The sequence below is a fragment of the Curtobacterium sp. MCPF17_051 genome (assembly GCF_003234595.1).
Taxonomy (GTDB): Bacteria; Actinomycetota; Actinomycetes; order Actinomycetales; family Microbacteriaceae; genus Curtobacterium; species Curtobacterium flaccumfaciens.
The window spans coordinates 135,793-150,580 of sequence record NZ_QKSE01000001.1; the positions used below are offsets into that span (position 1 = coordinate 135,793).

Consider the following 14,788-nt stretch of genomic DNA (forward strand, 5'->3'; position numbering starts at 1 on the left):
CTGGACGGTGCGCCGTGGCCCGGTGAGCGACGGCGCCCGGTCAGGCGAGACGACGCAGGCGAGACGACGCAGGCGAGACGACTCAGGCGTGCCGGGCCGACCGACGGCGGGACCCCTCGGCGCGGTCGTGCCGCCGGAGCCGCTCGGCCAGCGAGAGGCGGACCGCCGGCCACTCCGACGCGATCACCGAGAACACCACGGTGTCGCGCAGGGTGCCGTCGCGGCCGATCGCGTGGTTCCGGAGCACACCGTCCTGCTTGGCGCCGAGGCCCGCGATGGCCGCCCGGGACTGCAGGTTGTGCCAGTGCGTGCGGAACTCGACCGCGATGCACTGCCACGCCTCGAACGCGTGCGACAGCATGAGCAGCTTCGACTCGGTGTTGATCCCCGAACGCTGCGCGGACCTGGCCAGGAAGGTGCTGCCGATCTCGACACGGCGGTTGCCCGAGTCGATGTTCATGAAGGTCGTCGCACCCACCACCCGGCCGGTCGGGCGGTCCCGCACGGCGAAGGGCACCATGCGGCCGGCCTCGTGCTCGGCGAGCCGCCGGTCGATCTCGGCCTCGACCTGTGCAGGGGCGGGCACCGAGGTGTACCAGGTGCGCCACAGATCGCCGTCCGCGACCGCCGCCCGCAGGTCTTCCGCGTGCTCCTGCCCGAGGGGCTCGAGCGTCACACGGTCGCCGGTCAGGGTGGGCACGGGGGCGATCTCCATGACCATGCATCCTAGGGTCGCCGACCCTGGCGGAACCCGGTCGGACGCCGACCCTGTGGAGAGGGACAGCATCGCCCGGGCGGCTATCGTGACGGACGTGGCAGAACGCACCCAGGAGAAGTACCAGGTCCGGTTCGCGTGGGGTCCCGGAGGTGCGGCGCGGATCGCCCACGGCGCCCACTTGCTCGTCTGGGTCGACGCCCTGCCGGCGACCTCCGACGCCGCAGCACAGCGGCGCGCGCTGCGGAACGTGACCGCCCAGCTGCCGCAGGGTCCGGAGGTCGTGCTCGGCCACCTCGGCAACGCGGCGGTGGTCGCGGAACGGGTGACGGGCCTCCAGGCCGCACGCGGTGACCGGTGCGTCGTCGCGATCGTGGCCGCCGGGCTGCACCACACCGCAGCCCTCGACGACGCGGCCGAGGCGGCGGGTGAGTCCGTCGACGTCGCCGACGCACCCGACTTCGCCGTCGAGGACCTGCTCGCCGCCGGAGCCGTCGTCGACGCGCTCGCCGAGGTCGGCATCGATCACACCTCACCCGAGGCCGCCGCGGCCTGCGCGGCGTACACGGGGCTGCGCCGCGCAGTGCGGCACCTGGTCAGCGCCTCCGAGGGAGCCGCCGTCCTGAGCCGTGACGAGGTGCACGCGGCGCTCGACGCGGGCGCCGACCTGACCGTCCTGCGGGAATCGGGGGAGCGCGCGTAGCGTTCGCCCCGTCACGGAACCAGCGAGCGAAGGAGCAACGCCATGAAGGCAGTCGTCGGCGACACGGTGATCGCGGAGGCCCCCGAAGAGGACCTCATCAAGATCGAGGGCAACTGGTACTTCCCGCCGTCGAGCGTGAAGACCGAGCTCTTCACCGAGAGCCCCACCCAGTACCACTGCCCGTGGAAGGGCGACACCCAGTACTTCACGGTGAACGTCGACGGACAGGCGCTGCAGGACCGCGCGTGGTCGTACCCGACGCCGATCCCGTCGTCGTTCGACCGCGTCGGCAAGGACTACTCGGGCTACGTCGCGTTCTGGAAGGACGTCCAGGTCGTCGACTGACGACCGCCCGTCCCTGACCGGCTGCGCCTCAGCCGGTCAGGGTGAGCACGACCAGTGCGACGTTGAGCGCCACGATGACCGCCGCGATCACCCACGCCACCACGCGGGTGGTCGCGGCGTTCACGTCGGTCCCCATCACGCTCCGTCGCGACGTGTAGACCACCAGGGGGACGATCGCGAAGGCGATCCCGAAGCTCAGCACCACCTGACTGACGACGAGCAGCATCGTCGCGTCGGCGTTCAGCGCGAGCAGCACGATCGCGGGCACCAGGGTGATCGCGCGCCGGGCCACGAGCGGGATCCGCACGTGCAACAGGCCCTTCATGATCTCCGCGCCGGCCATGCAGCCCACCGAGGTCGAGGCCAGGCCGGACGCGAGCAGGCCCACGGCGAAGAGCACCCCGACGACCGGGCCGACGTTCTCGGCGATGGCGCGCTGCGCACCCGGGATGGAGTCGGTGCCCTCGACGCCCGGCAGGGTGGCCGCGGCGAGGACGAGCATCGCGATGTTCACCCCGCCCGCGACGATCAGCGCGAGCCCGACGTCCCACCGGGTCGCGACGAGCACCCGGCGACGCTCCGGCCCGGCGGGCACGTCCCCGTGGCGGTCCCGGGCGAGCGCCGAGTGCAGGTACACCGCGTGCGGCATCACGGTCGCGCCGAGCATCGAGGCGGCGAGCAGCACCGACCCGGCGCCCTCGAACCGCGGCACGAGCCCGGCGACAAGGTCGGCCGGTGTGACCCGGGCGAACAGCAGCCCGGCGCAGAAGCCCACCGTCAGGATCGCGAGCATCGCCGTCACCACGGTCTCGAACAGGCGCGTGCCCCGGCGGCTGTGCAGGGTCAGCAGGAGCATCGAGACGATCCCGGTGATGATCCCGCCGACCACGAGCGGCAGGTCGAAGAGCAGGTAGAGCGCGAGCGCGCCGCCGATGACCTCGGCGATGTCGGTCGCGGCGGCGACGATCTCGGCCTGGCCCCAGAACAGCAGGCGCGGGGTGCGCCGCATCCGCAGGCCGAGGTGTTCGGGCAGCGACTTGCCCGTCACCACCCCGAGCTTGGCGGACAGGTACTGCACCACCACGGCGCTGGCGTTCGCGGCCACGAGCACCCAGAGCAGCAGGTACCCGTACTCGGCGCCGGCCGTCAGGTTGGCGGCGACGTTGCCCGGGTCGACGTACGCGATGGCCGCGACGAAGGCCGGTCCGAGCAGGGTGAGCCCGGCTGCACGACGACGCGGGGCACCGGATGGGCGCTCGTCGAGCCGGGGGCTGGCAGTGTCGGTCATGCAACGATCCTGCCAGAGGATTCGGCCGACCGAATCTTTTTATTCGACATGTCGTGGTCCTGGCCGGTCGCCGCTCGTGCGTGCGTGCGTCGGGTGGTCACGACCTGTCGGCTGGGACGCCGCCAGCAGACGGTCGGCGACCGCTCGGCCGAAGTGGGCGGGGTGTCGTGACCGCTCGCGGAAGGCGGACAGGAGGCCCGTGGCGGCGCCACCACGCGCCTCCCGGCCGGTGGCTGGTCGCGACTCGTCGCTTGCTACGCGTCGGATGGTCGCAACCTGACGGTTGCGACGCCGTCGGGCGACGGTTGGTGACCGCTCGGCGAAGGTGAGCGGGGTGTCGCGACCGCCCCCGGACCCCACACCGTCCGGATCACGCGACGGACGTGGTCGCCCAGTGCTCAGGTCGTGCTCACTCCGCGGCGCGGCGGGCGCGGTGCGCCCGGACCTTCGCCCGGTTGCCGCACCGCTGCATCGAGCACCAGCGCCGGGTCCCACCGCGCGACGAGTCGTAGAACACGAGGCCGCAGTCCTCGGCCGAGCACCGGCTCAGCCGCGTCGGCCGGCCGTCGGCCTCGACGTCGTCGAAGCCGACCTCGGTGAAGAGCGCGACGGCGTCGCGCGCGACGCTCGACAGGGCCTGCGCCAGGCGGACCCGGTTCGCTCCGGCGCGGCGTCGGCCACCCGGGAGGCTCGGGGGCACGTCCGGCAGGGCGGCGAACAGGTTGACGGTGTCGATGTCGTCGGGCGCGGGGCGCGTGCGGCCGGCTCCGGCACGCAGGCCCGCCGCCACGGCGGTGCGTTCCGCGGCGGTGCTCGCCGGCGCGGGGGCGGCGGCCACGGCGAGCCGGGCGATCGCGGCACGCAGGGCACGGGCGTCCTGCAGCTCGCGGGCACTGGCACCGACGTCGATCGGCTCGGTGTGCTCGCTGAGCCACTCGTCCAGGTCGGCCGGACTCGCGAGCAGTTCCCCGAGCTGCGACCGCGGTCGGCGTCCGGCGGGGTCGTCGGCGAAGCCACCCGTGTGCGCGAAGTCGAGAGCGATCCGTCCGGCGTCGAAGAACCAGGAGGAACCGGCGTCCGTGCGGATGTGCTGCCCCGTGTGCATCCGCCCAGGCTAACGGGTTACCGGCGCGCCTCCGTGCGTCGGGCCCCTCATGCGGTAGTCGACGCCATCGTGGCCGCGTCGTCGTCCGCGGTCCGGCGCCGCCACGTGATGACGTTCCGGGCATCGAACCGCCGGGAACAGCGGGCGCAGGCCAGGGGACGGGTGGGCGTGCGGTACCGGAAGTGCTCGTGCCCCGCGGGGCAGGTGCCGATCCAGGGGGCGAGCTCGCTGGCGATCGGCCCGTCGTGCAGCCGGGAGCCGGTGTACCCGATCGACGCGGCGGTGCGCTTCCACTTCGGTCCGTGTGCCGCCCGGGCGCCGGCGAGTGCGTGCGCGACCTCGTGCAGCAGGACCTGTTCGACGTCGTCGTCGGAGAACCGGGTGGCCAGGTGGCGGCTCACCGTGATCCGCTTCCGCGCGAAGTCGCACTGGCCGGCGCGGGTCTTGGCGTGGTCGAACCCGAACGCCCAGGTCCCGGCGCCGAGGTGTTCGGCGATGAGCGCCTCCGCGCGGACACGGACGGTCTCGAGCGCCGTCACTGCTCGGCGCGCGGGTCGGCCTGGCCCTTCTTCGCTGCCCGGGCCGCGATCCGGCCCCAGATGTCGTCGGCCTCGGTCCGGGCGGCGTCGGGTGCACCGAGCACGCGGCGGCGGATCGGCGGGACCTGCTTCACCGGCTCGGCGACACGGGTGGTGGGTTCGTCGTCCTCGGCGCGGCGGGCGGCGACTTCGCGGGCCGTCCGGGGCCGGTCGGACGGTTCCGCCGGGTTCGTGATCGATGCCCGCATGGCGGCCTCGACCGCGGTGCGCAAGGCGTCGGTGCGCTCGGACGGCGCCCCCGCCTGCCGGAAGGCCTGGTACGCCCGCGAGAGTGCGGCGCGGGCCTCGTCGAAGCGGTCGTTCTCGAACAGCGACCAGCCCTCGATCTCGGCCGCGGCGCCCTCGAGTTCCGGCCACTCTTCGGTCGCGGCGGTGTCGCGGGCCATGGCGGCCTCGGCGGCGGCGCGGTCGTGCCGCCCGAGGTCGTGCAGGACGTGCGCACGGCGGATCCGCGCAGCGACCTTGTCCTGGCGCTCCCCGGTGAACATCGCCAGGCGGAACACCTCTTCGGCGATGACGAGCGACTCGTCCAGACGACCGAGCAGGCGGAGGAGCTCGGCCCGTTCGGCGAGGGCGTCGGTGCTGCGGCTCTGGCCGAGGTCACGGAGCCGCTGGTGCACGGCGTCGACGTCGACCGCGGGTCGCAGGCTGATGGGCGCGAAGGTGCTGCCCGGGCTGACTCCGGCCGTCACGGGAGCCGCGTGGCGCGGTTCACGGGAACGGTCGGACGGGTCGGGCTGCTGGCGGTCGTCGGGCGGGAGGGACATCGGTTCGAGGGTAGCCGCGGTCTCCCGGGAGCGGTCGGTGCGACGCGCTCAGGTTGCGCGGGTGCCGCCGTCCGCGCCTGCCCCCGGGACGACGAACGGCCCGCCGTGCCGGAGCGCGACGGGCCGTTCGGAGTGGTCGATCAGGAGTTGGCGCCCACCGCGGCGGCAGCGGCCACGCCGACGTAGGTGACGAGCGTCGCGATCGTGGCGACGACGGCCAGGATGATCGCGAAGATGCCCCAGCCGCGACCACGCTTGGTCACCGCGGCGATGATGCCCTGCACGAGCGCCCAGAGCCCGAGGATCGCTGCGACGCCGGCGATCACCGCACCGACACCGATCTGCGAGATGACGGCCGGGTCGTTCATGAGCTGACGCTGCAGCTCCTGCTGGTCAGGGGTGGCACCACTGCTCGGCACGAGGTTGTTGATCGCGTCGCTGTTGGCGAGCGCCGATCCCATCACGTACCCGCCGATGACCCCGATGACGAGCGCGGCGAGTCCGAGGACGAACGCCACCACACCGAGGGTCTTCTTCTTGGGCTTCGGCTCGTCGTGGCTCTGCCAGGCCGGGGCACCGGAGTGCGCGGGCGCGGCGGCGTACGGCTGCTGGTCGTGGTGCTGGCCCTGGTCGTGGCGCTGCTGGTCGTTCCAGCTCGGCGTGCTCGACGGCTGGCCGTACTGCTGCTGGCCGTACTGCTGCTGGCCCTGCCCGTACTGCTCGCCGTACTGCGGGGTCGAGGTCGGCGCCGGGTCCACCCGCTCGCCGTACCGCGGGGCACCGGCGTCGGGCTGCTGCTGCGGGGCGTCGCCCCAGCGCGGCGCCTGGCCGTCGCCCGTCCGGTCCTGGTCGTTCCGGTCGTCGTTCGTCATCAGGGTTCCCATCGCTCGGTCGCGCACCTGCGCGGTCGTTCAGACCATCCTGACAGCCGGACCCGCCGAGTGCCCGAAGTCCGTCCCCGGCGACGCCCTCGGGCGGGCGTCAGCCCCCGAACACGCTCCGGTTCGGCTCGGGCGACGCGACCGCCGTCTGGTCGGTGACGATCGGCGCCCCGGCGATGAACGACCGGAGCTCCGCACCGTGCACGACCTTGGCCGGCATCGGGTCGGACGAGTACCGCCTGGGCATGTCCGCCGCCGGCAGGTCGGTCGGCGACCCGAGCAGCACGATGTTGCCGAACCGCCGGCCCTTGAGCATGCCGGTGTCCGCGACCGCGGCGACCGACGGCAGCACCGACTGCAGCGTCGACGCCTGCCCGCGGGCGAAGGCCAACCCGGCGCCGTCGGCCACGTTCACCGCGACGATGCCCGTCGGCGACAGGAACGCGGCGACCTCGCGGTAGAACTCGACGCTCGTCACGTGGGCGGGGATCTGCGAACCGCCGAAGACGTCCACCACCGCCAGGTCCACGGTGCCGCGAAGTCCGGCGGGCAGCTTGCCGAGGACCTCCCGGGCGTCGCCGTACCGCACCCGGATCGACGCGCCGCGGGGGAACGGCAGGGCCTCGCGCACGTGCTCGACCAGGTCGCGCTCGAGCTCGATCACCTGCTGCCGCGAACCCGGGCGGGTCACCGCGACGTACCGGGGCAGGGTGAGGGCGCCGGCGCCCAGGTGCAGTGCCGTGATCGGGCCGTCCGGCAGCAGGTCGATCGCGTGCCCGATCCGCCGGATGTACTCGAACGCCAGGTGCGTCGGGTCCTCGAGGTCCACGTGCGACTGCGGTGTGCCGTCCACCACCAGGGTGAAGGACCCCGGTCGGTGCCGGTCCGGCTCCACCACCGAGTACCCCGCACCGATCCGGAACCCGTCGAACGCATCAGCCATGCCGTCAATGGAACACCACCGCGATCACCACCCGCGCCCCCACCCGTGGTTGGTGTGCCAGCGGAGCGCCCGGAACGAGGCTGATCTCACCGGTCGCGGAACGCCGCCGGACCACCTCGAAAGGCACACCATGTCGGTCCAACTCCTCGCGAACGTGCTCATCGGCCTCGCCCTCGTCGGCTTCCTGGCGTACCGACAGGCGACCTGGCGGTCCCTCGACCCGGCGCGGATCTGGCGGGGCCCCCTCGTCATGGCGGTCGTCGGCGCGGTCGTCCTCGCACAGACCACGACGACCGTCACCACCACCGACGTCGTGTTCCTCGGCCTCGAGGCCCTGCTCACCGTCGGCGTCGGCCTCGCGATGGGGGCCATGACCCGGTTCCGCACCGTCACGACGCCGGACGACGAGGGGCGCACCCTGCAGTCCCGCACGGGCTGGCTCGGCGCCGGCCTCTGGATCGTCCTCATCGCCGCCCGCATCGGGCTCGACGTGCTCGGCGGCCACCTCGGTGCGCACTTGCTCACCTCGACCGGCACGGTCCTGCTCGTGCTCGCCCTGAACCGCGCCGCCCGCGCCCTGGTCGTCGACCAGCGCATCCCCCGGGGAGGCGCGGACACCGGCGGCGACCGTCGCCAGGGCGCCGGCCGCGGCATGATGGTGCGGTGAGCCTGCCGACCGACCCGGACCGGACCGATCCCGCCGGGGTCCGGTCCCGCTCGGTCGTCTCCTGGGGGCTCAACGCCGTCGGGATCGCCGTGGTCGCCTTCTGGTTCGTGCGGAACGGCCTCCTGCTCCACCACCCCGCGTGGGTCTGGGTCCTCGGGGCCGTGGCGCTCGCCGCCTGGGCCGTCCGCGAAGGGGCACGCACGCCCCGTGTGCTCGTCGCCGCAGCCGGCGTGATGATCGCCGCCGGATCCTGCACCGTGGTGCCGACCGACTCGCTCCTGGTCGTCCCGGTGATCGTCGGGCTCGTCGTCCTCGCCGCCGACCTCCGCCTGCCGGTCTGGACGGCTGCGGTCGCCGCGCTCGCCGCCGTCGTGGTGGTCGCCGTCACCGCGACGCTCGAGCAGACGTCGGTGCAGTTCGTCCTCGGGGTGAGCGGCGGGCTGCTGCTCGGCGTGCTCGTCGGCTTCGGTCGTCGGCAGGTCCGGATCACGACGGCGCAGGCTCGCGAGACCGAGCGGCAGCAGCAGCGCGCACGGCTCCTCGCCGACCGGTCGCGGGCGTCCCGGGACATCCACGACGTCCTCGCCCACTCGCTCGGCGGCCTGGTGCTGCAGCTCGACGCGGTCGAGGCCCTGCTCGAGGCCGGCCGCGTCGACGAGGCCACCCGCCGAGCCGGCGAGGCCCGCGCGCTGGCCGCGGACGGCCTGGCCGAGGCGCGGCGTGCGGTGCACGCGCTCCGTGACCAACCGCAGCCCGACCAGCCGGAGCGGACCCGTGCCTCCAGTCCGTCCGCCGACCACGCGTCGGGCCTGACGGCCCTGCTCGACGCGCACCGCTCGTTCGGCGGCGAGGTCGTCGTGCAGGGCGACGCGACCCTGGCGGTCCTCGATGACGACCACCGGGCCGCCGTGGTCCAGGTCGTCCGGGAGGCCCTCAGCAACGCCCGCAGGCACGCTCCCGGCCGCCCCGTGTCCCTGTCCGTGATCCGGGACGGCGAGGCCGTGGACGTCGTCGTGGCCAACCCGCTGCCGAGCGGTGGACAGGGGGTGCTCGGGATGCGCGAGCGGTTCGCGGAACTCGGCAGCGAGGCCACGGTGGAGGCCGAGCGTTCCGACGACGAGTTCGTCGTCGCCATGCACCTGCCCGTCGACGGTTCGGTCGATGCGGAGACCGCGGACGCTGCGGTCGTCGCCGAGGACGACCGCTCATGACGATCCGGGTGCTCGTGGTCGACGACCAGGCCATCGTCCGCGACGGCCTGGTCACGGTGCTGTCACTCGTGCCCGACCTGCAGGTCGTCGGGCAGGCGACGGACGGTGCCGAGGCGATCGCCGCCGTCGACCGGCACGTACCCGACGTCGTCCTGATGGACCTGCGGATGCCGGGGGTCGACGGGCCGACCGCCACCGAGCGGATCGTCGCCGAGCACCCCGGGGTGGCGGTCCTGGTGCTGACGACCTACGCCGACGACGACTCCATCGTCACCGCGCTGCGGGCGGGAGCACGCGGCTACCTGACGAAGGACGCCGGGCGGGCGGAGATCGCGACCGCGGTGCGCGCGGTGGCCGCCGGGCAGTCGACCTTCGACGCGACCGTGGGGGCGCGGCTGGTGGCGCGCCTCGCCGCTGGTGCCGCTGCCGCTGCGCCTGCGTTCCACGATGCCGGTCCGTCGCTCGGTGCCCGGTTCCCGGACCTCACCCCGCGCGAAGTGGACGTCCTCGAGCGCATCGCGGACGGCCGGACGAACCCCCAGATCGCCGCCGAGCTGTTCCTGACGGTGCCGACCGTGAAGTCGTACGTGAACCAGGTGTTCGCGAAGCTCGGGGTCCGGACCCGCGCCGAGGCCGTCGCCCGCGTCCTGCGCTGACCGTCAGCAGCACACCGTCGTTCCCGGGTGACGCACTGCGGACACGTGAATGCGTACACATGGACAACCAGCGGACACCAAGACTCGTTGCGTACCGTTGGCGCCTGTCGTCACGACGCCAGAGCGTCGATGCGTGTGTGCCCCACACACCACGCGTCCGCCCGGACACCGTGACCACGACGTGCCCGTGAGCGCCCCCACCGCTCGAGCGTGCGCGTCGTCGGCGTGCTGCTGCGCGTCACCCCTCCGGCCACCCGCGCGCGCTGGCCGTCGAACGCACCGCACCCGATGACGAGTGCACCACTGCTGATCCGCCGCAGGAGACCTCCGTCATGACCGCCGACACCATGAGCGTGCCCACCGCTCGTTCCACCACCCCGGACGCCCGCCGGGCCGGCACCCGACCGACCCGGGTGATCCGGGCCTCCCGGCCGTCCCGCGCTTCCCGGCCGTCCCGTTCCTCCTTGCCGTTCCACGCCGACCGCGAGACGGCACCCACCTGGATGCGGGTCGTCGGCACGGCGCTGCTCGTCGGCGGCGCCGGCCTGTCCGCCGCCGTGCTCGGCTGGCCGGGGGACGCGCCGGAGGTCGCCCTGCTGGTGCCGGCCCTGCTCGCCGTCGCCCTCGGGTCGCTGCTCCTGCTCGCCCGTGCCGGGTTCACCGTCACCGAGCGGCACGTGACCCTGCACTTCCGTCCGCTCCCGCCGCGGCGCATCCCGCGCCGGCGGATCACCGACGTCCGCCTGGTCGAGGCGGACGCGGCCACCTACGGTGGCGTCGGCCTGCGGATCCGTCGCGGCGTGCGTGCGCTCATCCTCACCCCGGGGCTCGGGATCGAGCTCACGGACGACCGAGGCCGGGTCACGTTCGTCCGCACGCGTCGCCCGGAGGACGCGTTCCGTGCGCTGGCCGGACTGCCGGGCGGCCCGGGAGGCGCGGATCGCGTCGAGCGCGAGCGTCTGGGCTGAGCAGGGACCCGGCTGAGCAGGAACCCGGCTGAGCAGGGACCCGGCTGAGCAGGGACCCGGCTGAGCTGGGAATGGAAGCGGCGTGTGGCGGCTTATACACGCCACTGCCGAATCCGGTCAAGCCGGGACTGGACAGCGCGCCACGGAGCGAACTATGATGACAGTTCGCGCTCCCTGGCATCCGTGTCGTCATATTGCGGTCGACGCAGAGTCTTCAGAACCACCGAGTTCTGAGATGTACAGACTCATCTCGCCCTGGTGCAGCCGGACCCGTATATGGCGGCGGGTACCGCTCACGGAGATCATCCCACACGTGCACCGACGTTCCGCGTCAGGCACGCGTCGGCGTGGTCGCAGGGCTTGCATCTCAGGGTTCGCCGAGCGATCAATCCACTCACCTACACACTGCTCGTCAGTGTCGGCCCGACGGGGCCTACCGGAGGTCACACCCTTGGCTGCTGCGCCCAACGCATCCACCAACCCCAAGAACGGTCGCAACCACTCGCGACTCTCGTTCGCCAAGATCACGGACACCCTCACGGTTCCTGATCTGCTCGCACTCCAGACGGAGAGCTTCGACTGGCTCGTCGGCAACGACGTCTGGAAGGCCCGCCTCGCCGAAGGGCAGGAGCAGGGTCGTACCGACCTCGCGCTGCACTCGGGGCTCGAGGAGATCTTCGAGGAGATCTCCCCGATCGAGGACCTCGGCGAGACCATGCAGCTCTCGTTCACCGCGCCGGAGCTCGAAGACCCGAAGTACTCGATTGACGACTGCAAGGAGCGCGGCAAGACCTACGCCGCTCCGTTGTACGTCAACGCCGAGTTCATGAACCACATGACGGGTGAGATCAAGACGCAGACGGTCTTCATGGGCGACTTCCCGCTCATGACCGAACGCGGCACGTTCATCATCAACGGCACCGAGCGCGTCGTCGTGTCGCAGCTCGTCCGTTCGCCCGGCGTGTACTTCGAGCGCCAGCAGGAGAAGACCTCCGACAAGGACATCTACTCGGCGCGGATCATCCCGTCGCGTGGTGCCTGGCTCGAGTTCGAGATCGACAAGCGCGACCAGGTGGGCGTGCGCATCGACCGCAAGCGCAAGCAGTCCGTGACCGTCTTCCTCAAGGCCCTCGGCCTGACGAGCGAGGAGATCATGGACGAGTTCCAGGGCTTCGCGTCGATCGAGTCGACCCTCGAGAAGGACGCCGTCCTCACGAAGGAAGAGGCGCTCAAGGACATCTACCGCAAGCTCCGTCCGGGCGAGCAGGTCGCTGCCGAGGCCGCGCGTGCGCTCCTCGACAACTTCTACTTCAACCCGAAGCGCTACGACCTGGCGAAGGTCGGCCGCTACAAGGTCAACCGCAAGCTCGGCATGGACGCCCCGCTGTCCGACTCGGTGCTCACCGTCAAGGACATCGTCGCGACGATCAAGTACCTGGTGTCGCTGCACGCTGAGCGCACCACGATCGACGGCGTCCGTGACGGCGAGCCGGTGCAGCTGCGCCTCGACGTGGACGACATCGACCACTTCGGCAACCGTCGCATCCGCGCCGTCGGCGAGCTCATCCAGAACCAGGTCCGCACGGGTCTGTCCCGCATGGAGCGCGTCGTCCGCGAGCGCATGACCACGCAGGACATCGAGGCGATCACGCCCCAGACGCTCATCAACGTGCGTCCGGTCGTCGCCGCGATCAAGGAGTTCTTCGGAACGTCCCAGCTGTCGCAGTTCATGGACCAGAACAACCCGCTCGCGGGCCTGACGCACAAGCGTCGTCTCTCGGCCCTCGGCCCGGGTGGTCTGTCCCGTGAACGTGCCGGCGTCGAGGTCCGTGACGTCCACCCGTCGCACTACGGCCGCATGTGCCCGATCGAGACCCCGGAAGGCCCGAACATCGGCCTGATCGGTTCGCTCGCGTCGTTCGGTCGGATCAACTCCTTCGGCTTCATCGAGACCCCGTACCGTCGCGTCGTCAACGGCGAGGTCACGAAGACCATCGACTACCTCACCGCTTCGGAAGAGGACGACTTCGTCGTCGCGCAGGCCAACGCCCCGCTGACGAACGACTTCCACTTCGCCGACGACAAGGTGCTCGTCCGCAAGAAGGGTGGCGAGGTCGAACTCGTCGCCAAGGACGAGGTCGACTACATGGACGTCTCCCCGCGCCAGATGGTGTCGGTCGCGACGTCGCTCATCCCGTTCCTCGAGCACGACGACGCGAACCGCGCCCTCATGGGTGCGAACATGCAGCGTCAGGCCGTCCCGCTGCTCCGTTCCGAGTCGCCGCTCGTCGGCACCGGCATGGAGGGCTACACGGCCATCGACGCCGGCGACGTCGTCACCGCCGACAAGGCCGGTGTCGTCTCCGAGGTCTCGGCCGACGCCGTCACCCTGCAGCTCGACGAGGGCGGCACGCAGACCTACTACCTGCGCAAGTTCGACCGCTCCAACCAGGGCACGAGCTACAACCACCGCGTCATCGTCTCCGCAGGCGAGCGCGTGGAGCAGGGCGAGGTCATCGCCGACGGTCCCGCGACGGAGAACGGCGAGCTCGCGCTCGGCAAGAACCTCCTCGTCGCGTTCATGCCGTGGGAGGGCTACAACTACGAGGACGCGATGATCCTGTCGCAGAACCTCATCAAGGACGACACGCTCTCCTCGATCCACATCGAGGAGTACGAGGTCGACGCCCGCGACACCAAGCTCGGCAAGGAGGAGATCACCCGTGACCTCCCCAACGTCAGCCCGGACCTGCTGGCCGACCTCGACGAGCGTGGCATCATCCGCATCGGTGCCGAGGTCCGCCCCGGCGACATCCTCGTCGGCAAGGTCACGCCGAAGGGCGAGACCGAGCTGAGTGCCGAGGAGCGTCTGCTCCGTGCCATCTTCAACGAGAAGTCGCGCGAAGTCCGCGACACCTCGCTCAAGGTGCCCCACGGTGAAGAGGGCACGATCATCGGCGTCAAGGTGTTCGACGCGCAGGACGGCGACGACGAGCTCGGCTCGGGCGTCAACCAGCGCGTGGTCGTCTACATCGCCCAGAAGCGCAAGATCACCGCGGGTGACAAGCTCGCCGGTCGTCACGGCAACAAGGGCGTCATCTCGACCATCCTCCCGGTCGAGGACATGCCGTTCCTCGCCGACGGCACCCCCGTCGACATCGTCCTCAACCCGCTCGGCGTCCCCGGCCGCATGAACTTCGGCCAGGTGCTCGAGATCCACCTCGGGTGGCTCGCCAAGCAGGGCTGGAACGTCGAGGGCATCCAGGACTGGGCCGAGAACCTGCCGGAGGCAGCGCACAGCGCCGAGCCCGGCACCAAGGTCGCCACCCCGGTGTTCGACGGTGCGTACGAGCGTGAGATCGAGGGCCTCCTCGACTCGACCCTCCCGAACCGCGATGGCGAGCGCCTGATCGGCTCGTCCGGCAAGGCGCAGCTCTTCGACGGCCGCTCCGGCGAGCCGTTCCCGGAGCCCGTCTCGGTCGGCTACATGTACATCCTCAAGCTGCACCACCTGGTCGACGACAAGATCCACGCGCGTTCGACCGGTCCGTACTCGATGATCACGCAGCAGCCGCTGGGTGGTAAGGCGCAGTTCGGTGGACAGCGATTCGGTGAGATGGAGGTGTGGGCGCTCGAAGCGTACGGCGCCGCCTACGCCCTCCAGGAGCTCCTGACGATCAAGTCCGACGACATCCTCGGCCGCGTGAAGGTCTACGAGGCGATCGTCAAGGGCGAGAACATCCAGGAACCCGGCATCCCCGAGTCCTTCAAGGTCCTCATGAAGGAGATGCAGTCGCTCTGCCTGAACGTCGAGGTCCTCTCGGCCGACGGCCAGGCGGTCAGCCTGCGCGACAACGATGACGAGGTCTTCCGCGCTGCGGAGGAGCTGGGCATCAACATCTCCTCGCGGTTCGAGTCGTCCTCTGTCGACGACATCTGA

At 71.6% G+C, this 14,788-nt stretch carries 14 protein-coding genes; 7 read left to right on the plus strand and 7 right to left on the minus strand.

Annotated elements, in window-relative coordinates; translation table 11 throughout:
* Window positions 1-82: 82 nt before the first annotated feature.
* Window positions 83-721, minus strand: coding sequence for a GNAT family N-acetyltransferase (locus DEJ35_RS00710; protein ID WP_027466757.1), 639 nt, complete (start codon window positions 719-721; stop codon window positions 83-85).
* A 91-nt stretch (window positions 722-812) separates the two neighbouring features.
* Between DEJ35_RS00710 and DEJ35_RS00715 the strand changes: the two genes are divergently transcribed.
* The gene (locus DEJ35_RS00715; protein ID WP_258378390.1) at window positions 813-1,418 is read left to right on the plus strand and encodes a hypothetical protein; all 606 of its coding nucleotides are present in this window, start codon (window positions 813-815) and stop codon (window positions 1,416-1,418) included.
* Window positions 1,419-1,460: 42 nt separating this feature from the next.
* Complete coding sequence (locus tag DEJ35_RS00720) at window positions 1,461-1,763, plus strand: DUF427 domain-containing protein (RefSeq protein WP_110859472.1); 303 nt, start codon at window positions 1,461-1,463, stop codon at window positions 1,761-1,763.
* Window positions 1,764-1,791: 28 nt separating this feature from the next.
* On the opposite strand, the gene DEJ35_RS00725 is transcribed toward DEJ35_RS00720, so the two are convergent.
* From DEJ35_RS00725 to DEJ35_RS00750, 6 genes are all read right to left on the minus strand, one after another.
* Window positions 1,792-3,051: an Nramp family divalent metal transporter gene (locus tag DEJ35_RS00725; RefSeq protein WP_111191874.1), complete on the minus strand. Its 1,260-nt coding sequence runs from the start codon at window positions 3,049-3,051 to the stop codon at window positions 1,792-1,794.
* 409 nt (window positions 3,052-3,460) lie between these two features.
* Entirely contained in the window at window positions 3,461-4,156 is a 696-nt protein-coding gene (locus DEJ35_RS00730) for a CGNR zinc finger domain-containing protein (protein ID WP_110859474.1), read from the minus strand.
* A gap of 47 nt (window positions 4,157-4,203) precedes the next feature.
* The gene (locus tag DEJ35_RS00735) at window positions 4,204-4,695 is read right to left on the minus strand and encodes a SprT-like domain-containing protein (RefSeq protein WP_110859475.1); all 492 of its coding nucleotides are present in this window, start codon (window positions 4,693-4,695) and stop codon (window positions 4,204-4,206) included.
* A complete protein-coding gene (locus tag DEJ35_RS00740; RefSeq protein WP_110859476.1) occupies window positions 4,692-5,522 on the minus strand; it encodes a hypothetical protein in 831 nt (276 codons plus the stop codon). The genes DEJ35_RS00735 and DEJ35_RS00740 overlap by 4 nt, the downstream gene beginning before the upstream one ends.
* 140 nt (window positions 5,523-5,662) lie before the next feature.
* A complete protein-coding gene (locus tag DEJ35_RS00745; protein WP_146244722.1) occupies window positions 5,663-6,394 on the minus strand; it encodes a DUF308 domain-containing protein in 732 nt (243 codons plus the stop codon).
* 109 nt (window positions 6,395-6,503) lie between these two features.
* Window positions 6,504-7,346, minus strand: coding sequence for a spermidine synthase (locus tag DEJ35_RS00750; protein ID WP_110859478.1), 843 nt, complete (start codon window positions 7,344-7,346; stop codon window positions 6,504-6,506).
* Between the two features lie 130 nt (window positions 7,347-7,476).
* On the opposite strand from DEJ35_RS00750, the gene DEJ35_RS00755 reads away from it, so the two are divergent.
* The 5 genes from DEJ35_RS00755 to rpoB all read left to right on the plus strand — a co-directional run bounded on the left by DEJ35_RS00755 (window position 7,477) and on the right by rpoB (window position 14,788).
* Complete coding sequence (locus tag DEJ35_RS00755; protein ID WP_110859479.1) at window positions 7,477-8,013, plus strand: hypothetical protein; 537 nt, start codon at window positions 7,477-7,479, stop codon at window positions 8,011-8,013.
* Window positions 8,010-9,224: a sensor histidine kinase gene (locus DEJ35_RS00760; RefSeq protein WP_110859480.1), complete on the plus strand. Its 1,215-nt coding sequence runs from the start codon at window positions 8,010-8,012 to the stop codon at window positions 9,222-9,224. The genes DEJ35_RS00755 and DEJ35_RS00760 overlap by 4 nt, the downstream gene beginning before the upstream one ends.
* Window positions 9,221-9,880 carry a response regulator transcription factor gene (locus tag DEJ35_RS00765; RefSeq protein WP_111090908.1) on the plus strand — a complete coding sequence of 220 codons (660 nt, stop codon included), beginning with the start codon at window positions 9,221-9,223 and terminating at the stop codon, window positions 9,878-9,880. The genes DEJ35_RS00760 and DEJ35_RS00765 overlap by 4 nt, the downstream gene beginning before the upstream one ends.
* A gap of 332 nt (window positions 9,881-10,212) precedes the next feature.
* Window positions 10,213-10,848, plus strand: a complete 636-nt coding sequence (locus DEJ35_RS00775; protein ID WP_111090909.1) for a hypothetical protein — start codon at window positions 10,213-10,215, stop codon at window positions 10,846-10,848.
* 451 nt (window positions 10,849-11,299) lie between these two features.
* Window positions 11,300-14,788 (plus strand): DNA-directed RNA polymerase subunit beta, encoded by a 3,489-nt coding sequence (rpoB, locus tag DEJ35_RS00780; protein WP_110859483.1) that lies wholly within the window; start codon window positions 11,300-11,302, stop codon window positions 14,786-14,788.